This window comes from Alcanivorax sp. UBA3183 (assembly GCF_002364155.1).
GTDB lineage: Bacteria > Pseudomonadota > Gammaproteobacteria > Pseudomonadales > Alcanivoracaceae > Alcanivorax > Alcanivorax jadensis.
The window spans coordinates 1-19,305 of the sequence record NZ_DEXN01000002.1 but is presented as its reverse complement, the minus strand read 5'-3'; the positions used below and the strand labels follow the sequence as shown (position 1 = coordinate 19,305).

Annotated in this window: 17 protein-coding genes; 8 read left to right on the top strand and 9 right to left on the bottom strand. The window is 59.7% G+C overall.

Translation table 11 applies throughout. The annotated features are described in order from the left end of the window. Window positions 1-11 precede the first annotated feature (11 nt). Window positions 12-2,198 carry an alpha/beta hydrolase gene (locus B3Q33_RS00105; protein WP_272975638.1) on the bottom strand — a complete coding sequence of 729 codons (2,187 nt, stop codon included), beginning with the start codon at window positions 2,196-2,198 and terminating at the stop codon, window positions 12-14. 451 nt (window positions 2,199-2,649) lie between these two features. Here B3Q33_RS00105 and B3Q33_RS00100 point away from each other — a divergent pair, with 451 nt between their 5' ends. Beyond that, a complete protein-coding gene (locus tag B3Q33_RS00100; protein WP_273010189.1) occupies window positions 2,650-3,321 on the top strand; it encodes a hypothetical protein in 672 nt (223 codons plus the stop codon). Between the two features lie 128 nt (window positions 3,322-3,449). Here B3Q33_RS00100 and B3Q33_RS00095 read toward each other — a convergent pair whose 3' ends face one another. The 3 genes from B3Q33_RS00095 to B3Q33_RS00085 all read right to left on the bottom strand — a co-directional run bounded on the left by B3Q33_RS00095 (window position 3,450) and on the right by B3Q33_RS00085 (window position 6,769). Continuing rightward, on the bottom strand, window positions 3,450-4,907 hold the full coding sequence (locus B3Q33_RS00095) for a protein adenylyltransferase SelO (protein WP_272975636.1): 1,458 nt from the start codon (window positions 4,905-4,907) through the stop codon (window positions 3,450-3,452). A gap of 132 nt (window positions 4,908-5,039) precedes the next feature. After that, window positions 5,040-5,522 (bottom strand): nucleoside deaminase, encoded by a 483-nt coding sequence (locus B3Q33_RS00090; protein WP_272963429.1) that lies wholly within the window; start codon window positions 5,520-5,522, stop codon window positions 5,040-5,042. Between the two features lie 53 nt (window positions 5,523-5,575). Further along, window positions 5,576-6,769 carry a tyrosine-type recombinase/integrase gene (locus tag B3Q33_RS00085; protein WP_035245417.1) on the bottom strand — a complete coding sequence of 398 codons (1,194 nt, stop codon included), beginning with the start codon at window positions 6,767-6,769 and terminating at the stop codon, window positions 5,576-5,578. Between the two features lie 395 nt (window positions 6,770-7,164). Between B3Q33_RS00085 and B3Q33_RS00080 the strand changes: the two genes are divergently transcribed. Further along, the gene (locus B3Q33_RS00080) at window positions 7,165-8,541 is read left to right on the top strand and encodes a cytochrome ubiquinol oxidase subunit I (RefSeq protein ID WP_035245560.1); all 1,377 of its coding nucleotides are present in this window, start codon (window positions 7,165-7,167) and stop codon (window positions 8,539-8,541) included. Next, a complete protein-coding gene (locus tag B3Q33_RS00075) occupies window positions 8,541-9,539 on the top strand; it encodes a cytochrome d ubiquinol oxidase subunit II (protein ID WP_272963452.1) in 999 nt (332 codons plus the stop codon). The genes B3Q33_RS00080 and B3Q33_RS00075 overlap by 1 nt, the downstream gene beginning before the upstream one ends. An 87-nt stretch (window positions 9,540-9,626) precedes the next feature. Here B3Q33_RS00075 and B3Q33_RS00070 read toward each other — a convergent pair whose 3' ends face one another. Next, window positions 9,627-10,448 carry an arylamine N-acetyltransferase family protein gene (locus tag B3Q33_RS00070; protein ID WP_272963430.1) on the bottom strand — a complete coding sequence of 274 codons (822 nt, stop codon included), beginning with the start codon at window positions 10,446-10,448 and terminating at the stop codon, window positions 9,627-9,629. 223 nt (window positions 10,449-10,671) lie between these two features. On the opposite strand from B3Q33_RS00070, the gene B3Q33_RS00065 reads away from it, so the two are divergent. Both B3Q33_RS00065 and B3Q33_RS00060 read left to right on the top strand, forming a co-directional pair. Continuing rightward, window positions 10,672-11,199 (top strand): GNAT family N-acetyltransferase, encoded by a 528-nt coding sequence (locus B3Q33_RS00065; protein ID WP_272963431.1) that lies wholly within the window; start codon window positions 10,672-10,674, stop codon window positions 11,197-11,199. A 197-nt stretch (window positions 11,200-11,396) separates the two neighbouring features. Beyond that, window positions 11,397-12,575 carry a GGDEF domain-containing protein gene (locus B3Q33_RS00060; RefSeq protein WP_272963432.1) on the top strand — a complete coding sequence of 393 codons (1,179 nt, stop codon included), beginning with the start codon at window positions 11,397-11,399 and terminating at the stop codon, window positions 12,573-12,575. An 87-nt stretch (window positions 12,576-12,662) separates the two neighbouring features. On the opposite strand, the gene B3Q33_RS00055 is transcribed toward B3Q33_RS00060, so the two are convergent. Next, window positions 12,663-13,556, bottom strand: a complete 894-nt coding sequence (locus tag B3Q33_RS00055) for a haloalkane dehalogenase (RefSeq protein WP_272963433.1) — start codon at window positions 13,554-13,556, stop codon at window positions 12,663-12,665. A gap of 193 nt (window positions 13,557-13,749) precedes the next feature. Next, on the bottom strand, window positions 13,750-14,703 hold the full coding sequence (locus tag B3Q33_RS00050) for an aldo/keto reductase (protein ID WP_272963434.1): 954 nt from the start codon (window positions 14,701-14,703) through the stop codon (window positions 13,750-13,752). A gap of 222 nt (window positions 14,704-14,925) precedes the next feature. Here B3Q33_RS00050 and B3Q33_RS00045 point away from each other — a divergent pair, with 222 nt between their 5' ends. Continuing rightward, a complete protein-coding gene (locus tag B3Q33_RS00045; RefSeq protein ID WP_035245402.1) occupies window positions 14,926-15,831 on the top strand; it encodes a recombination-associated protein RdgC in 906 nt (301 codons plus the stop codon). Window positions 15,832-15,964: 133 nt separating this feature from the next. On the opposite strand, the gene B3Q33_RS00040 is transcribed toward B3Q33_RS00045, so the two are convergent. After that, the gene (locus B3Q33_RS00040; RefSeq protein WP_272963435.1) at window positions 15,965-16,519 is read right to left on the bottom strand and encodes an ATP-dependent zinc protease; all 555 of its coding nucleotides are present in this window, start codon (window positions 16,517-16,519) and stop codon (window positions 15,965-15,967) included. A 70-nt stretch (window positions 16,520-16,589) separates the two neighbouring features. Beyond that, window positions 16,590-18,083, bottom strand: a complete 1,494-nt coding sequence (locus tag B3Q33_RS00035) for a flavin-containing monooxygenase (RefSeq protein WP_272963436.1) — start codon at window positions 18,081-18,083, stop codon at window positions 16,590-16,592. A 200-nt stretch (window positions 18,084-18,283) separates the two neighbouring features. Here B3Q33_RS00035 and B3Q33_RS00030 point away from each other — a divergent pair, with 200 nt between their 5' ends. Together B3Q33_RS00030 and B3Q33_RS00025 are read left to right on the top strand one after the other, a co-directional pair. Further along, window positions 18,284-18,994 (top strand): esterase/lipase family protein, encoded by a 711-nt coding sequence (locus B3Q33_RS00030; protein ID WP_272963437.1) that lies wholly within the window; start codon window positions 18,284-18,286, stop codon window positions 18,992-18,994. After that, complete coding sequence (locus B3Q33_RS00025) at window positions 18,987-19,202, top strand: DUF1653 domain-containing protein (RefSeq protein ID WP_062815549.1); 216 nt, start codon at window positions 18,987-18,989, stop codon at window positions 19,200-19,202. The genes B3Q33_RS00030 and B3Q33_RS00025 overlap by 8 nt, the downstream gene beginning before the upstream one ends. The last annotated feature ends 103 nt before the right edge of the window (window positions 19,203-19,305 follow it).

Genomic DNA, 19,305 nt, shown 5'->3' with positions numbered 1-19,305 from the left:
GTTTCATCCGTTTATAGCGGGTTCACGAAAAGCTGGTTGCGTCCCTGAACCAGGTCTACCTCTCTGCCATCGCTGAATGCCAGGGTGCTGCTACCGTCACTGTCGATGTCCAGATTGATGGCGCCTGAAAGGCAGCTATCGGTAACATCAATGGTCATGTGATGAATGTTCTCCAGCGATCCGGTCAGGGTGTTGCCGCCTGGTAGCAAGGAATCGCTGCTCAATGTCCGTTGCGTGCTTACCCAGGGTATCGGGTAAGTGCCAGCTCCTGAGGTGAACTGGCGATCCATCTGCGGTGTGCCGCAGCCATCGCTTTGCAGTGAAATCTGGCTGGGCTCGGTGGAGCGATTGAGAATGTTGCTGACCCAGTAAGCGCGATTGTGATCAATGGCATATTCCGGGTAGGCCTGTGCCGGATCGTAGTAGTAACTGACCGTGCTCGGCCGGCTAACGGCCACACGGTTGGCGCTGTAATTGGCCATCTTCTGCCATTCATCCAGCAGGATATAGGTCAGGTGCTCCGCAGGTAGATGGAGGTAGAACACATAGTCTGAATTTCCGGCTACATATTTTTCCTGTAGTGCCAGAGCCGTAGTGACATGCACGATTTCATCGGCCGCACTGTAGGCATTGGCCACCGGGATATGCTCCAGATTTCCCAGGTAATCCAGCACGTTGTCTTCCGCACCAATGCTGAACTCCTGCTGCAGTTCCTGGAATGCAGACAAGGGGGCATCCAGCAGCTCAATGCCGGTGAGATCCGTCAAAGAGTCGAGCAATGTTCTTTCCAATGGCAGGTTTAACAGGCTGCCGGTAAAGCCCACCCAGTTCACCCCGGCAGCGTAATCCTGTGGATACAGTGCCGCCATTCTCAGCGTGCCATAGCCGCCCATGGAATAGCCGCTCACCAGCACCTTGCGGCTGTCGATCGGGTAGTGTTCTTCCACGTCCGCGCGAACATCCAGCACATCACGCTCCGAGAGCCCGGTATAGAAACCCCGCGGCCCGCGGCCCAGGGGGGCGGCCAGAATGCGGTTGTTGGCATCGGCGAAAGAGGTCTGGAAATTGCTCTGGTTGATCTGGCTGGCGTGGTTGGCTTCGCAGCCGTGCAGAACCAGCTGCAGCTCGTGGGGGCCGTCCTGCTCCGGCACGTAAAAACCGTAGGGCTGGTATTTCCCCAGGTAATGAAAATACTGGTCGCAGGGCAGGCCGGTATCACCCTGGCGGCCGGGGACGCCACGCAGCGAGACCCCTTCACCGGGAGGAAGCGTGTATTGGGAGGTGTAAACGCGCTGCTGAAAACCGGTGACCGGCTCCGCAGGGCGGGTGATGCGGTTTTCCAGATCGCTGCGTGAAACCACTTCCCCGAAAACGGAAATGTCGCCGTTGCCGAGCGCCTGTGACTGTTTGTCTTCCCAGAAATTGCCCGCGTCGGGAAGAATCTGTTCCGGGATAGAAGCCGCCCGGGCGGATTCATCGGGGCCACGGAAAGCCACATTCATGACCGTGCCGTCGTGCTGCGCCACCACAGCCTGAATGCGCCACTGTTCGGTTTCTGGCGCAGGAATTCGACCAGCAATAATGTTGTTGATCGGGTCGCCTTCAGCGAAGGTATAGATCTCATCCCAGCCGTCACTGCGAATGCCCAGGCCCGACCAGACGCCACCACCGGTACTGCTGTCATTGTCAGTATCAATGGCGATGACGGCGAGGCTGTCATCACTGCCATAAAGTGTATTCAGCTCGAAGCGAACAGACAGTTCATCGCCATCCAGAGCCAGTGCCAGCGAAACCAGGTCGGCGGTGTTTTCCATGCCGGCAGGGTAGCGTTGATCGCCCGCAGTGGGAGACAGCAGCCCGGGGGTGTTGGCAATCGGATTGAACACGCCGCCACCCCGTGACAGCAGATTCATTACGGTCAGGGGCGACAGGCCCACCAGGCCGGTATCCGCGCCGTAGTCATCGTAGACATAGTCACGGTAGATCAGTGTGCCGTCGCACAGTTCTGTGGTGCCCGCCACCCAGCTCTCCCGCTGGCAGTCCACCGACATGTCGGGCGGTGGCACGGGTTGGTTGGGAGTGGGGGATTGCGGGGTCGAGCCTGGCGTCTGCGACACGCTATCAGAGCTGCCGCCGCCACCGCAGGCGGTAACAAGCAGTGCCAGGCTGGCGATGGATGCGTACTGTTTTTTCATCATTATTGTCCGCCTGTGGGTGACAGCGACGGGGCAACCGGATGTGCCATGTGTCTCTTTTATGGCTGAAGGAGAGCCTGCCCGTCAGGGGCTTGAGAGGTCACAGGGCATAGCGAACAGAGAGCGCGTTATCGCGATGCTGATGGGTGACTGCAGGGAGGTTGCCACTGCCGAACTGTGTTTTTATGACTGGTTTTATTCTGTTCTTAAGAAAACGTTTTTATAGCCATTTACTGCGATGTTTTGTAATGGAATTGTTTCCCTGTCTACCTGCCCGGTGAGTCGTACAAGTTGCCTGTTGAGCAGGGGGGAGAGACTTGGTGGCGTGCACCGCTGGCGTCCTGATGGAACAGCCCGCCTGGGCTCAGTGCATCCTGCGCTAGGCGTTGCGTTTGGGGGTTGTATTGAGGGTGGCAAGGTGTGACGGTGCGCCGTGTTGCGCTACGCTGGCGCCATGACGATGCCATCGACGCCGGTTCGCTTGTCCCCCCTGGCCTGGGCCACCACCTTGTTGCCACTGGTGACCATGCATGTCTGTTATTTGTTGTCTGCCAGTGAGCAGCTGGTGCCCTGGTGTCTGCCCTGGTTCGAGGGCTGCACCAGCATTTCCCGGGCGTCCCGTTCCGGTACCGCCTATTTCGTTTTCAAGGCCGGCATGTTGCCGGCCTGCGTCTGCATGATGCTGTTCTGGTGGGCCAACCGTCACTGGCTACGCCACATGCAGGTGGAGCCAAAAATCTGGTGGTGGCTGGGGATGCTGGCGGCGCTGCCGCTGGCGCTCTATACGGTGGTCCTTGGCCATGCGGGAGATACCCCTTACCTGCTGCGCCGGATCGGCGTGGTGGGATTTTTCGGCCTCACGTTTCTGGCCCAGCTGGGGCTGAGCGTGTCCCTGCGGCACAGTCCGATGTCAGCAGCGGGGAAATCGCTGCTGCGGTTATGCGGTTTTACCCTATTGATGGGAATCGCGTCGCTGATACTGGGGGTGATCTGGCCCGAGCACTACGACACCATGGATGACGGCTTTGAATGGGCTCTGGCGGTGTTGATCAATCTGCATACCCTGAGGGTGGCATGGCTATGGCAGCGCAGTGGTTTCGCCGTGAATGTCTCATCGGTTTCCTGAGCTGAAGTGCTGACTCAAGTATTGCCATGGGTGCGTAGCAAAGACCGCAGACCGGCCCGCAGCGAATAGCGTCGCTCCTGCGGAGTCTTTTGCGGGGCGGAGAAATCCATGGTTGGGTCAGCCGGTTATCAGGTTCCGCAAAAAGTCTGGCAGACCCGCTCCTCCGGAGCCGGCGGCTGTCGATAGCTGTCGTCCGGGTCGCGATCCGCATAGGGGTCGGCCAGTGCGTTCAGCAGTGCTGTGGTGACAGCCAGGTCACCCTGTTCCGCCGCCGTTAAGGCTTCTGCCACGCGATGGTTGCGGGGGATCACCGCCGGGTTGTGATTGCGCATCAGGCACAGGGACGACTTGAGGGGTTTGGAGTTGCGACCCAGGCGGGCCTGCCAGCGCTGGTGCCAATTGATGAAGGCGTCATCCTGGTAAAAACCACCGGCGGGAAAGTGTTCGCCGGTGATATCGCGGAAGGTATTGGTGTAATCCGCCTGGTTCACCTTCATCCATTCAAGCAGATCGGTAATCAGTTTTTCATCCACCTGGTCATCACCGAACAACCCCAGCTTTTTCTTCATCATTGCCAGCCATTTTTCGTTGTAGCGTTCGCTGAAAGACTTGATGATGGCGGTGGCTTTTTCGATGGCGCTGTCCACATTCTCGTCGATCATCGGTAGCAGGGTTTCCGCGAAGCGGCTCAGGTTCCACTGGGTGATGGTGGGCTGGTTACCGTAGGCGTAGCGGCCCTGATGATCGATGGAGCTGAATACGGTGTCCGGGTCAAAACTGTCCATGAAAGCACAGGGACCGTAATCGATGCTCTCGCCACTGAGGGTCACGTTGTCGGTATTGAGTACGCCGTGAATAAAACCCACCCGCATCCAGTGGACGATCAGATCCACCTGGCTGTCCATGACCGCATCCAGCAGGGTCAGGGCCGGGTTGTCGGCGGGTTGTCGATCCGGGTAGTGGCGGTTCAGGGTGTAATCCACCAGTGCTTCCAGCAGCGCCGGGTTTTGTCGGCCGGCGGCGTACTGGAAGGTGCCCACCCGCAGATGCGATGCCGCTACCCGGGTGAGAATGGCGCCGGGCAAGGCGGTTTCCCGTAATACCGATTCACCGGTGGCTACCACCGCCAGGCTGCGGGTGGTGGGAATGCCAAGGCCATGCATGGCCTCGCTGATGATGTATTCGCGCAACATGGGGCCGAGTGCCGCGCGGCCATCGCCGCCCCTGGAAAACACCGTGCGGCCGCCGCCTTTGAGCTGGATGTCCCGGCGCGCGCCGTCCGGGGTGAGCTGCTCACCGAGCAGAATGGCGCGGCCATCGCCCAGCATGGTCAGGTTGCCGAACTGATGGCCCGCGTAGGCCTGGGCGATCGGGTCACTGCCGTCGATCTGCTCATTACCTGCCAGAATCGCAGCCCCGGCCGGGCTGTCCAGTGCCTCGCCGTCCAGCCCCAGTTCCCCGGCCAGAGCCCGGTTGAACAACACCATCTGCGGCGCCTTCACCGGCTGCAGGGGGCAGCGGGAAAACAGGTCTTCCGGCAAGTGGGTGTAGCTGTTGTCGAACTGGAAACCGTAGGGGCGGGTCATTGTGGGCGCTCTGCAAACCATGGGCGTACAGGTTAACAGGAGGGATCGGGCGGGGTCATTCGGTGTGCTGTATTGGTGGCCAGGCACTTCCTGAAAAAACCGCCAACATTCCCACAATCGAACAGAGACTGCCTAGTAGTCTTCCCGGTCGCTGCTGGCCTGCCATAACTCGAAGGCGGCCAGCCGGCGCGGGTGATCAAGTTGTTCGGTGGTCAGCTGGCGTTGCGCGACCGGTCGAGCCAGCTCCTGGTAGATGAACTGATCATCAAAACCGATACGAGCCGCATCGGCCTGGCTGTTGAGATAGAACAGCTTGTCCGGCCGGGCCCAGTAGATGGCGCCCAGACACATGGGGCAGGGCTCGCAACTGCTGTAGATCACACAGCCATGCAGCTGGTGGCTACCCAGCTGGCGGCAGGCGGCGCGAATGGCTTCCATTTCCGCGTGGGCGGTGGGGTCATGCTGGTCCGTTACCCGGTTGCAGCCCTGACCAATGATGGCGCCATTTTTGACCACCAGTGCAGCAAAGGGCCCGCCAAGGCCGTGACGCACATTCTCCTCGGAGAGAGTGAGGACCGTCTGGATCAGGTTTTGGTGATTATCAAACGGTTCCATGGTGGCGGCTCCGAGCTATTGGATGCCAGCGTCGGCATGGTTCTTTGTAACGCTTAGCGACGTGTTACCTTGCCGATGACAGTGTTATCCAGATAGTCCGCCCAGGCCTGCAGCATTTCCCGGCGTTTTTCCTGATAGAGCTGACGGTCGCTCTGTTCGTCGCCGGTCTGGTTGAGCAACTGTGACTGGATCTGTTCCGCCTGGTAGCCCAGCTCGCCCAGCGCAGTGGCAGCCAGGGTGCGCAGGTTGTCGGTGGAGACCGGTGTCGTGCGGGTCACTTTTTTCAGGGCGCCGGTGAGAGTGCTGGCGCCCAGGTGCTTCTTGCGATCGCGGGTGCCGGGGAAGATATATTCCTGGCGGCCGGTGATCGGTTCCATCTCCCGCAATAGCTCCACCGCCTGGCGGGGCAGGGGCACGGTAATGATCTTGTTGCCGTCCGGGCTGTCCGGATTTTTGCGGCGGATGCGCCATTCGCCGGCATCCAGATCCATGTCCGACCAGCGTGCGTTGACGATCTCGCTGGGTCGGGCCAGCAGCCAGACAGTCAGCTTGAGCGCCGCGGTGGTGGTGGTGCGGCTCCACTGTCCGAGCACGCCACTGGCCAGATTGAAGAGTTGCTCACGGGTGCTGAGCAGGAATTCCGGCTCGGTGCCGGAACCGGTAAGTCGGCGGCGCAGGGCACCGGTCTGCTGGAAGCCGGCCACGCCGGTATCGCGGGCATGGCCGTAGACCCGTTTGGCGATACCCAGTACCCGCTTGCCCTTGTCCAGATGGCCTTCGGCGCCCAGGGCGGCAGCCAGGGATTTCAGATCTTCCGGGGTCACTTCGCTGACCACCCGCTTGCCAATGCTGGAAATCAGGTAGTTTTCCATCTGTCGCTTGGTGCGACGGAACTGTTCTTCCGAGACCTCAAAGCGGTAGACCCGTTCCAGCCAGTCCCGCGCCACCGCCTCGAAGGTTTCCACCGAGGGGCTGAACACTTCGCGTTTTTCGCAACGGGTGAGCGGATCAGTGCCGTCGGCGATCAGCTCCCGGGCTTCGTCACGAAGCTGGCGGGCAAAGGCCAGGGTGACCTCGGGGCAGGGGCCCAGGGTGATGACCTTGCTGCGGCCATCGAACCGGTAGCTAAATTTCCAGGTACGGCTGCCATTGGTCTCTACCAGCAGGTAAAGCCCCTTGTCGTCCCGGAGCTTGTAGTCTTTTTTTAGGGTTTCGGCGTTGCGGACATCCGCGGAAGTCAGGGCCATGGCTCGCTGCAGGTCAGGTTATTGTCAGCATCGCGCAAAAACGATGCAGGGATTACAGACAATAAGCTACTCAGCTTTGCCAGTGCGTTCAATTGCTGTGCGGTAACTGCCGTTGAACGAGAGAGGGGTCGTGGTGTTGATGGCATGACGGTTTTACAGCCTTATGGGGCCTGTTCCATCAAATGACGGGGTTCGCGCTATTCTGCTGCGTCTGGGGATAATGCTGGGTTTCAGCGTTTGTTGGCGTATTGTCAGGGGGAACACCGTTCCCCAGGCCGTTATTTAGCAGGCGGTTGACCTAGGGCAATTTGTCACACGCCGCCGTAATACTGATGTGCTAGCCTAGAGAAAATTATGAATCCTGTTCGCAGGCCTGTCATGTGGAGGTTGCGCCCGTGGAGTTCGATCCGTTCTTGCTTGCCCGGCTGCAGTTCGCGGCCAATATCAGTTTCCATATCCTGTTTCCCACCATCACCATCGGCCTGTGCTGGGTGCTGTTCTATTTCCGGTTGCGCTACACCTTTTCTGGTGACAAGGCCTGGGAGTATGCCTACTTCTTCTGGGTAAAGATCTTTGCTCTGAGTTTCGCGCTGGGGGTGGTGTCCGGTATCACCATGAGTTTCCAGTTCGGCACCAACTGGCCCGGGTTTATGGAGCGTGCCGGCAATATCGCCGGGCCGTTGCTGGGGTATGAAGTGCTCACTGCCTTTTTCCTGGAGGCCTCTTTTCTGGGCATTATGCTGTTCGGCAAGGACCGGGTATCTAATCGTACCCACCTGATTGCCACCGCCCTGGTGGCCGTGGGAACTTCGTTCTCTGCATTCTGGATCCTCAGCCTCAATTCCTGGATGCAGACGCCGACAGGCTATCGCATTGAAGACGGCGTGTTCTTCGTGGAAAGCTGGTGGGAAGTCATCTTCAACCCGTCTTTCCCCTATCGCTTCGCTCATATGTTCACGGCGTCGCTGTTGACTGCGGCTTTCCTGATCATGGGTATCAGCGCCTGGCGGGCCATGCGCGGTGTGGATGGCCCGGCCACCTGGAAGGTGATGCGCACCGGTGCGCTGATGGCAGCTGTGCTGGCTCCGTTACAGGTATTTATCGGTGACTTGCACGGGCTCAACACCCTGGAGCACCAGCCCGCCAAAATCGCCGCCATGGAAGGTATCTGGGAAACGGAAAAAGGGGCCCCCCTGACTCTGTTCGGCTTTCCCGATGAGGAAGAAAAGACCACGCACATGGCCATCAAGGTGCCCAACCTGGCCAGCCTGATTCTCACCCACGAGTGGGACGGCGAAGTGCTCGGCCTCAATGAGTTTGAGGGGGAAACCCCACCGGTGGCGCCGGTGTTCTGGGCGTTCCGGGTGATGGTCGGCATTGGCATGCTGATGGTGTTAGTGGGCTGGTGGTCCGCCTGGCGGTTATTCCGCAACCGGGATGAAAGTCGCGAGACACAGACCTGGCTGTTGCGTGCCCTGTCGGTGATGACATTCTCTGGCTGGATCGCGGTGCTGGCGGGTTGGTATGTCACCGAAATCGGCCGTCAGCCCTGGGTGGTGGATGGGCTGCTACGAACCGCCGATGTGGTGGCGGATCACAGTAGTGCCACTGTTGCAGGCACACTGTTCGGCTATGTATTGCTGTACCTGTTCTTGCTGGTGTCCTACATCGCCACCCTGCGTTATATGGCCACCAAGCCGGCACGTTCCCTGACGCTGACGCCTCAGCAACGGGCCATGAACGACGCGGAAACTGCCGAAGGAGAAGCGTGATGGATCTGGGATACTGGCTTCCGTTGTTCTTTGCTGGCGCCATGGGGCTGGCACTGCTTATCTATGTGGTTCTCGATGGCTACGATCTGGGCATCGGCATGTTGCTGCCCTTCGCCAGCGATGACGAAAAGGATGTGATGGTGGCGGCCATCGGGCCGTTCTGGGATGCCAATGAAACCTGGATCGTACTGGGCGTGGGTATCTTGCTGATTGCCTTCCCGCAGGCGCATTCCATCGTGCTCACCTCCCTGTACTTGCCGGTGACACTGATGCTGATGGGGCTGATTCTGCGCGGGGTATCGTTCGATTTCCGGGTCAAGGCCGGCGACAAGCACAAGGCGAAATGGAACCGTCTGTTTGCGTTTGGTTCCCTGGTCGCGTCGGTCTGTCAGGGCTGGATGCTGGGCGCCTTTGTCACCGGGCTCACCGGCGATGCCACCAGCACCCTGTTCGCTGCACTGATCGCGGTGGCGTTGCCATCCCTGTACATCATGCTTGGTGCCGCCTGGCTGCTGATCAAGACCGAGGGCGAGCTGTTCAACAAGGCGGTACGCTGGGGGCGAATGGCGGTATGGCCCATGGGAGGTTTCCTGCTGCTCATTTCCATCGCTACCCCGCTGGTAAGCAGCGCCATCGCTGACAAATGGTTCACCCTGCCTAACGCCATCGGTCTGATGCCTATTCCGATCACCACAGCGCTGGCCTATGTGGCGCTGGTCTGGATCTTCAACAGTAAACAGATCCTGCACAATGGGTATGGCTGGCTGGCGTTTGTCGCCTTGATGGTAGTGTGCGTTCTGGCGAGTATCGGACTGGCCTACAGCCTGTTCCCTGATATTGTCCTGGGGCAGATTTCCATTTGGGAAGCAGCGTCGGCCACGGAGTCCCTGCTGTTTACCTTCTGGGGTGCCATCATCGCCTTGCCGATGATTCTGGGCTACACGATCTTTATCTATCGGGTGTTCCGGGGCAAAGCGACCCACCTGAGTTACGAGTAGCGATTCGCCTTGCGAGCAAGGCTCCAACAGCGGTGAGTTATGTCGTTGGAGCCTTGTTCACAAGGCGAAGCTTTTTACACTGTTCCATTATCGGAATAGTGATTTTTCTTTAAGTACTTTCTCCATACCCTTTCTCTCTATCTTTGCCATATTGATGGCAAATACCCCTTCCAGTAATTCCCATAACTCAGCTGCCGAACCCAGCGTCTGCTTTTCGCTGCTGCCATCCGGAAACCGCACCGTATAAAGATCGTTCAGCAAGGTATGACGGCGGTCTTCTCCGGTCCGCACCGCAATCAGATTGTTCACGAATTTGGATTGTGGGTGGCAGGCCACATACCAGTTGGCCATCTCAAAATCCACGGCACCCTGTTGCATCAGGTCGAAGCGATAAAGCAATCGCCACTGTTCCCCGAGCTGTACCCACAGGCTGTAATGATCCTGATGCGCCTCCACCCGAAAAGGCTCCAGCGGTGTGCTTTGTGGATGACGGGCATGGAGCTTCAGCGGGGCAGTCGGAGTCATGCCGCCGAATCCCACATCGCTGAGATACTCTTCGCCGTCAATCGTCACCAGTAGCAGCATATGCGAGCGCGGCGGCCAGGCATCGTCGGGCTGGTTCCAGTAGACCCGCCCGGTAATACCACGTGCCTGAAATCCCAGCCCAGTCAGGATTTCCAGAAACAGCAGGTTATTCTCGAAACAGTATCCGCCTCGCCGCTGAACAACCAGCTTGTCCATCAGGACCTGGCTGTCCAGTGGCACAGGGAGCCCCAGCAGCGGGTTCAGGTTCTCGAAGGCGATGGCCTGCAGGTGTAAGCGTTGCAGGGCCTTGAGGGTATTCAGGTTAGGCGTCTTGTCTCCCTGGTAGCCGATTCGCTGCAGGTAGGCATCAATATCCAGCGCCATGGTATGGGTCCCTGTCGGAAAAAGGAGAGTCAAGCATAAAACCTCAACTCAGGTTGATGTAAAGAGTGAAATTCGCTATTTAATTAACCATATCGACCTTTGTGTCGAATGAATGAAAACGATAAACCGATGGCAGTTACCAACATGGATGCTGGCTACTCTTGTGGGAGGCGTATAGATATTTCTATACAGGGGGCAGGCAGGGAGGCAGTGGCGTAACGTTATGAAAGTCTCAGTGGCAACGGATAGGCTCACCTTTACGCCGCTCACCGACGCGAGCCTGCCGGTGTTGCATGACTGGCTGGGTCGCGAGCATGTCAGCCGCTGGTGGGGGCCGCAGCGCAGTCTTGAAGAGGTGGTTCGCGATTACCATCCGGCCCAGCGCTGCTTTGGTGGCGCCATGTTTTTCTTTATCCGCCTGGATGACGAGCCGCTGGGGTTCATTCAGCGTTATGCGCCCATCGAGCATCACCATGAAGGCTGGTGGCTGGAAATTGATGACCCGGGCGTGCGTGGGGTGGATGTGTTTCTCGCCAGCGAGAGCCACCTGGATCATGGCCTGGGCAGCTCGGCGGTGAGTGCCTTTGTGGATCGGCTGTTTGATGATCCCCAGGTAACTGAAGTCATTGCCGATCCGGCGCCAGATAACCTTCGCGCCATCCACTGTTTTCGCAATGCCGGTTTTGTTGCCCGCCAGGTGGTGAAGACACCGGACGGGCCGGCCCTGCTGATGACCCGTACTCGCCCCTGATTGCAGAGCCCCACCTGGTGCCGATGCAATCACACTCTATGATGAGGCTTGCCTGCGTTCCGGTCTGCACCAGAACAGTGAAAATGCCGTGCAGTATTTCCGACCACTGGTGGCAGCCGGGGCACCAGCGTTGATCAGATTTCACTCAGCGGGATCGGCCCTGTGACATAATTCCGGTATGAATGAGAACTCATGCCATGCCAGCGGTTGACCGCAATCCGCTGCCCATCACCGATCTGCTCGACTGGAGCGATCGGGACAAGAGCCTGTTGCTGTCGGTGCTCACCGGCCTGCTGATGCTAGGGTTTCTCGGTTGGCTGCTGTTCACGGTGAACTACACCCGTTTCGGTGAGCAATTCCTGTCTGTGGAAGGGGCCTGGCTGGCTCGGGATATTTTCCTTTTCAACGTGATCGGCTGGTTGTTGCTGAGCTGTTGGGGAATGGCCCTGCACAAGACCAAGCGTCACTCGGTGGCCTACCCCAATGTGTGCATCCATTTCTTCGGTTTTTCCTTTCTCGGCATTGGTTATGTAATGGGGTTGTATAACCCGATCGTGGGCCTGGTGCTGGTGGGCTCGCCGCTCACCGGCTTTATCCTTTTTGATTTCAAGCGGGTCACCTGCAGCCTGGTGATTCACACCGTGATGGTACTGGCCATCTATGCGCTGATCGTGCAGGGAAAATTACAGTACGCCCCTATGCTCAAGGCGGACCCAGTGACCAAGGATCTGGTCTCCGTGTACTGGGTCAACAGCATGATCGCCTTTGCCACGCCGTTTCTGGCCATGGTGTTCGGCTTCACCTATGTGTTGCTGCGGCGCTGGCAGATTCGTGAAAAGCAGATCCGGGCCCTGGCGGTGACCGACCCGCTCACTGGCCTCGACAACCGTCGCGCCCTGTTCGACCAGTTCAGCTACGAGCTGGCCCGTAGTCGCCGTAGCGGCAACCCGGTGTCGGTCTGCGTCATGGATCTGGATCATTTCAAGCAAATCAACGATCGCTACGGACACGCCATAGGCGACAAGGTGCTATTGATGGTGGCCAGGGTGTTGCGGGACTGCTTGCGGGAAACCGATCGTATTGGTCGCATCGGAGGCGAGGAATTCATGCTGCTGATGCCGGAAACGGATCAGCAGGGTGCCGCCAAGGTGATCGAGCGTTGCCGGCAGAGACTCTGCGGCACGCCGGTGGTGGTGGAGGGGGAGGCGCCGTTCCATGTCAGCGCCAGCTTCGGCGTCACCTGTTCCGGTACCGGCGACACCCTGGGTGAGGAGCAGCTCTTCACCCGGGCGGATCAGGCGCTCTATCAGGCCAAGGAAGCGGGCCGCAACCGGATGGCATTCTGGTCGTTGTCCCAGGAAGCGGTTCCCGCCTGAGGGATAGCGGTCAGAATTCGTTGGAGCCTTGCTCGCAAGGCGAAGAGTTATCTGGTCGCTTCGCCTTGCAAGCAAGCCTCCAAAAAGCTACGACTCCAGCCCAGCAATCAGCGCATTCACCGCCTGGGCAAACTGCACCGGCGAATCCTCCTGAAGAAAGTGGCCACCCACCAGGGTCTGGTGGGGCTGCCCCTTGGCGCCGGGAATGCGTTCCTGCATGTACTTGTCGCCGCCCCGGGTGATCGGGTCGCCATTGCTGAAGGTGGTCAGGAACGGTTTGTCCCATTGCTCCAGTACCTTCCAGGCCTGGCGGTTGGCATCGCTGGCCGGGTCATCCGGGGTGACTGGCACCAGCTTCGGGAAAGCCCGGGCGCCGGCCTTGTACTTCTTGCTCGGGAAGGGCGCATCGTAGGCCCGTCGCTCATCCGGCCCCAGCTTCTTGAAGGTGCCACTGCCGATGATGCGGGCGATGGGGAATACCGGGCTGTAGAGCGCGAAATTCTTCCACAATTGAAACGCCTTGGGCACTTTCAGATCGCCGGTGGGTAGCATGCCGTTACCCAGCACGATGGCCCGGAAGCGCTCCGGGTTTTCCGCCGCCAGGCGCAGGCCCAGTAGCGAGCCCCAGTCCTGGCAGACCAGGGTAATGTCACGCAGGTCGAGCTGTTCCAGCCAGGATTGCATCCAGTCCATGTGGCTCTGATAGCTGTAGGCGTTGATGTCGGTGGGCTTGTCGGATTTTCCGAAACCGATCAGGTCCGGCGCCACCACCCGGTGGCCGGCAGCGGCGCAGATCGGAATCATGTGCCGGTACAGGTACGACCAGGACGGCTCGCCATGCATCATCAGCACCGGCTTGGCATCCGCCGGACCTTCGTCCAGATAATGCATGCGCAGGCCACCCACGTCCGTGTAGTTGGGCTCGAAAGGGTAGTCCAGCAGTCGTTCGAAACGGGAATCCGGGGTGCGCAGAAAATCCATGGGGCATCCTGTTGGTTCTGATGGAAAAATATGCCCAAGAAATACCAGTAGATGCCGACAATGGCCAAGTCGTTATAGGACAAACCGTGATGGTTGCCGTTGGAGCCTTGCTTGCAAAGCGAATATCCCGGTCATGGAATATCGGGTTCGCCTTGCGAGCAAGGCTCCAACGGTGGAGGGGCCGGGCTCAGGCTTACTCGTCCCAGAGACCTTCCAGGCTGTAATCACTGCCCGGCTGTGCCCAGAAGCCGCCGTCCACATAGCGGCGGTGACGATCCAGCTCGGCGATGGCGTTCATGTCGTCCTCGCTGAGAGTCAGATCCGCAGCGGCCAGGTTCTGTTGCAGCCGTTGCGGATTCACCGATTTCGGAATCACCGCGGTGCCACGCTGCAGGGCCCAGGCGATCAGCACCTGTGCCGGGCTGGCGCTGTGGTTATCGGCGATATCATGAATGATCGGGTCTTCCAGCAGCACCGGTTCGTCCTCGGCCTTGAGGCCGTCCGGGCGATCAGAGGAGCCCAGCGGGGAGTAGGCAGTCAGGTGGATGCCCTGTTGCTGGCAGAAGCGCAGCATGGCGGTCTGCTGCAGATAGGGGTGCAACTCGATCTGGTTCATGGCCGGTTTCAATCGTGCCTGGCCGACCAGGTCTTCCAGCTTTTTCACGCTGAAATTGGAGACGCCGATCTGCCGGGTCAGATTGTTATCCACGAGCGCTTCCATGGCCGCCCAAGTGGTCGCCACGGGAAGGTCGTTCAGGGACACCATGTCATCGCCGGACTGGGGAAAGGGCACGCCTTTCTTCAGGGCCACCGGCCAGTGCATCAGGTACAGGTCGAGATAATCCAGCTTCAGATTGTTCAGGGTGGTTTCCAGGGCCGGCTGCACATCCTCCGGCGCATGGTCGCTGTTCCACAGCTTGGAGGTGATCCACAGGTCCTCGCGCTGCACGGTGCCGGCGGCGAACACATCCTGCAGGGCCTGGCCGATTTCGTCCTCGTTGCCGTAAATGTGGGCACAGTCGATGTGCCGGTAACCCATCTCGATAGCCGCCTTCACGGCCTCGTAGACCTCGCCGGGCTGGGATTTCCAGGTACCCAGGCCCAGTTGCGGCATGGTGTCGCCGTTGGGGAATGTCAGTGTTTTCATCACCTGCTCCTGTAGATGCTGTGTGATAGTCCCGGTCGCTTTTGGCAGCCGGAAATAGCCTAATGACAGTGACCCTTAACAGGCGCCGCAGTTCCTGCCGGATTCTTGTCCGATTCTCCGGAATGAGCGCTTGAGCCGCTTCGGCCATTTCGCTACTGTGGCCAGCCTTTCTTTTCTGTCCGGCGGCGCCTTTTCTCGTCGCCCCCTGCTTGGAACCTGTTTATGTGGATCAAGAATCTGGTTGTGTTTGTGGGCGAAGAGGCCTTTCCTTCCTCCGTGGCCGAGCTCGATGAAACCCTGGACCAGAACCGCTGCCAGCCCTGTGGCTCCCAGACCCTGCGCACTGAAGGTTTTGTGCCGCCCCTGAAAGGGCAGGACCCCATGGTCTATGCGGTGGACGGCTTTATCTACTGCACCTACCAGGAAACCTCGCGCCTGCTGCCCGGGCCGGTGATCAAGGAGCTGCTCGACGAGAAAGTGGAGCACATCCAGGACGAGGAAGGCCGCAAGGTGGGTCGCAAGGAAAAGGCGGATCTGAAAGAGCAGATCACCTTCGAGCTGATGCCCCGCGCCTTCACTCGCTCCCGCCGTACTTCTTTGCTGATCGATACTGAGCGCAAGCGGGTGATGGTGGATGCCTCGTCCGCCAGCCGTGCCGAAGAAGTGGTGGCTTGTCTGCGCAAGGCCATCGGCACCCTGCCGGTAGCGTATCCGGCCCCCAACTCCGCCCCCTACACCAGCTTCAGCAACTGGCTGAAAGACACCAAGCTGTTGCCGGAAGGCTTCACCCTGGGTGATCGTTGCGAGCTGAAAGGCACCAAGGACGAAGGCGCCGCCGTGAAATTCACCGCCGTGGACCTGGGCCAGGAAGAAATCCTCGCCCACCTGGAAACCGGCATGGTGGCCACCCGCATCAACCTGGCCTGGCAGGATTCCCTGGAGCTGGATATCAACGACAAGCTGGAGATCAAGCGCATCAAGGCGCTGGATCTGCTGCAGGAAAATATCGACGCCATGGATGCGGACGATGCAGTGGCAGAACTGCAGGCGCGCATCAGCCTGCAGGGCAATGTGCTGCGCGAGGCGCTGGATGGGTTGTTCGGGTATTTCGAGGTGAATCCGGCGTAACGGAAAGCGGCTCAGCCTCCTGTAGGAGCGCCGCTTGAGGCGCGAACTTACTTGTGAAAGCCTTCCTCGCTTCGCTCGGTTCGCGCCTCAAGCGGCGCTCCTACAAGAGGATGGTGACATCAATCATCAATCATCAATCGTCAATGTCCTTGTCGTCTTCCTGGTCCTTGTCCAGTTTGACGATGGAGCCTTCATCGCAGTCCGGGGAATGGGTGAAGGTCTGTGTCACATCCAGGTACCCCAGGTGGGACAGGGTGCGGCGACCCAGCAGTACCGGGTAGATCATGTCCGAGCGGTCGTTCAGGGTGAATTGCTCTTCATAAATGGTGTTGCCCATGCACAGATTCATCAACACCACGGGGCGACGATCAACTCCACCGGCACCGCGGATCAGCACCTTGCGGTAACGGGGCTTCTCGAAGGTTTTTTCCATCTTTTTACCGCTGGCTTCATCGCGCACACCCACGGTAAAGCGCACCCAGTCGTCGCCCTCTTTTTCAAATACTTCCACATCCGTGGCGTGCAGGGATGAGGTCAGGGCGCCGCTGTCCAGCTTCGCCTTCAGCTCCACCCCCCAAGGCTCGATAGTGGTCTTTTCCACCCAGCCGAATACCGGGCGATCGGCGCCGAAGGTCTGGCCGGCCAGCAGTAGCAGGGCGGGGAACAGGGCAAGTGTCAGGCGAGGCATGGCATCTCCTTGATGATTCGGGTCTTCGTTAGGACAGGATGCCTGCCGCCGGGTTCCCCGGGTGTCCCGATCAGACCGATTCGGGCTCGAACTGGTACTTGTCCGGCTCGAACTTGCGGGTGCGCATCCAGTACTGGAAGGTGAAGCTGGGCCACAGGGTACGGTTCTTGCCGAATTCGTCCAGGTACCAGCTCTCACAGCCACCGGAAGACCATACCGCATCATCCAGTTGCGCCTGCAGGCGCCGGTTGAATCCTGCCTGCACCTCCGGTTTCACGTCCAAAGAGCCGCCGCCCTCACCAAGCAGTTTGTTCACCGCCTGCATCACGTAGTTCACCTGTGCCTCGATCATGAACACGATGGAGGTATGCCCCAGCCCGGTATTGGGTCCCAGCAGCATGAAGAAATTGGGAAAGCCGCTCACCGAGATGCCCAGGTAGGCTTCCATGCCGGTCTCGTCCCAGGTGTCGCGAATTTCCTCGCCGCCCTTGCCGATGATCTGCATGGGGCCGATGGGGTCGGAGACCTTGAAGCCGGTGCCGTAGATAATGCAATCCACCTCGCGCTCCACGCCCTGACCATCAACAATGCTGTGGGCCTTCACTTCCTGAATGCCGTCGGTAAGCACCGCCACATTGTCGCGATTCAGTGACGGGTAATATTCGTCGGACATGAGAATGCGCTTGCAGCCGATGGTGTAGTCCGGGGTGACTTTCTTGCGCAGTTCCCGGTCCTTGATGTTGCGGCGGATAAAGTGGCGGCCATACAGCTCGGCCAGCTTCATGGCGCGCGGGTCCACCGCCAGGCCCAGCACCCGGCTTTCCATCCACCAGTAGATGCCGCCCCGAAACAGCTTCTGTGTCACCGGCAGGGTCTTGAACAGCAGCTTTTCAATTTTCGTCATGCGCCGGTCCGGCTTGCTCAGCACCCAGGGCGGGGTGCGCTGGTAAAGATCCAGCTGCTTCACCTCGGGGGCAATGCGCGGCACAAACTGGATGGCGCTGGCGCCGGTGCCGACCGCCGCCACGCGTTTGCCGGTGAGATCGTAATCATGGTTCCAGCGGGCGGAGTGAAAGGCCTCGCCCTGGAAGTTCTCCACCCCGGGTAGTTTCGGATAAGCGGGGATGCTCAGCGCGCCGATGCCGGAGACGAAAATCCGGGTGGTCAGCTCGGTGCCGTCATGGGTGGTCACATGCCAGATCTGCTTCTGTTCGTCGTAGACCGCCCGCTCCACCTCGCAGTTGAAGCGCATGTGCGGGGTGACCCCGAACTTGTCGGCGCAGCGTTTCAGGTAATCCCAGATTTCCTGCTGAGGGGCAAACATCCGCGACCAGCGCGGGTTGGGGGCAAAGGAGTAGGAGTACAGATGGGAGGGCACATCGCAGGCGCAGCCCGGGTAGATATTGTCCCGCCAGGTACCACCGATATCCGCGGCTTTTTCCAGCACCACGAAATCATCGTACCCGGCTTCCTTGAGCTGAATCGCCATACACAGTCCGGAGAACCCGGCGCCCACCACAATTACCTGGTGGTCTGCCCGGGTAGCATTCTTATTTTTGCTCATTGTGCACCTCCCTGGTTATCACCATCATGGCGTAAGGACTCAGACCCGGCCACAGCTGTTGCGCATTGCCAGCACACAGTTACCGACGATAAACAAAGCCGAAGCGCCATGACCCGCGCGCGCCTTCTGCTCGCGTCATGACCAAGGTGGTCACCGCCACGCCGGTTACGATGGGGGCTGAGAGAAATGAGGAATTTGCGATGACAGACAAGCCATCCGCGCCCTCCCTGGGGCTGTTGCTGGGAGAAAGCCGGGCCATGTTGGCCTATGGCCGTTACCTGCTGCGAGGCCTGGGGCATCGTCAGCTGCCCGCCGGCCGTGGCCAGCCTGTGCTGGTGCTGCCCGGGTTCGGCGCCAGCGATGTGAGTACCCGGCCGCTGCGTCGGGGCCTGAGCAGGCTGGGTTACAGCGTTTACGGCTGGGCCCAGGGCACCAATCTGGGCATGAACAGCAAGCGCAAGGCCATGCTGGTCAGTCAGCTGCAGGCGATCCAGACCCGTCACGGCCAGCCCGTGGCGCTGATCGGCTGGAGCCTGGGCGGCGTGTTTGCCCGCGAACTGGCGCGCGCCTACCCGGAGCGGGTCAGCCAGGTGTTCACCCTGGGCAGCCCCATCAATGGTGACCCGGAAGCCAACAACGTCACCTCCCTGTTCAACCTCTTCAACCCCAGGCGGCCACCACCGGACCGTGAGGCCTTCGAGGCCCGTATCCCGGCGCCGCCGGTGCCCTGTACCGCCATTTTCACCAAACAGGACGGCATCGTGTCCTGGCAATGCAGTCAGGAAGAAGAGGGGCCGCTTACCGATAATGTGGAAGTGCAGGGCACCCATGTGGGCCTGCCCTGGAATCCCCAGGTGCTGGCGGCCATTGCCGAACGCCTGGCCCGCAGCGCGGAGAAAGGCAATGAGTGAGCTGCAACCGGGACGCTACCGGCACTTCAAGGGTAACGAGTACCAGGTCATTGGCACTGCCACCCATTCGGAAACCGGCGACACCCTGGTGGTCTATCGCCCCCTCTACGGCGACCAGGCCCTGTGGGTGCGGCCCCTGGCCATGTTCACCGAAACCGTGGAGCGCGACGGCAAGGTCCAGCCGCGCTTCGCCCGCATCGGCGACTAGCTCTCACCGGCCCCGTTGGAGCTATGCTTGCATGGCGAATGGGGGGGCTGTTTCAGGCAAACGCATTGCGAACCTGACAGCCATTCGCCATGCAAGCATAGCT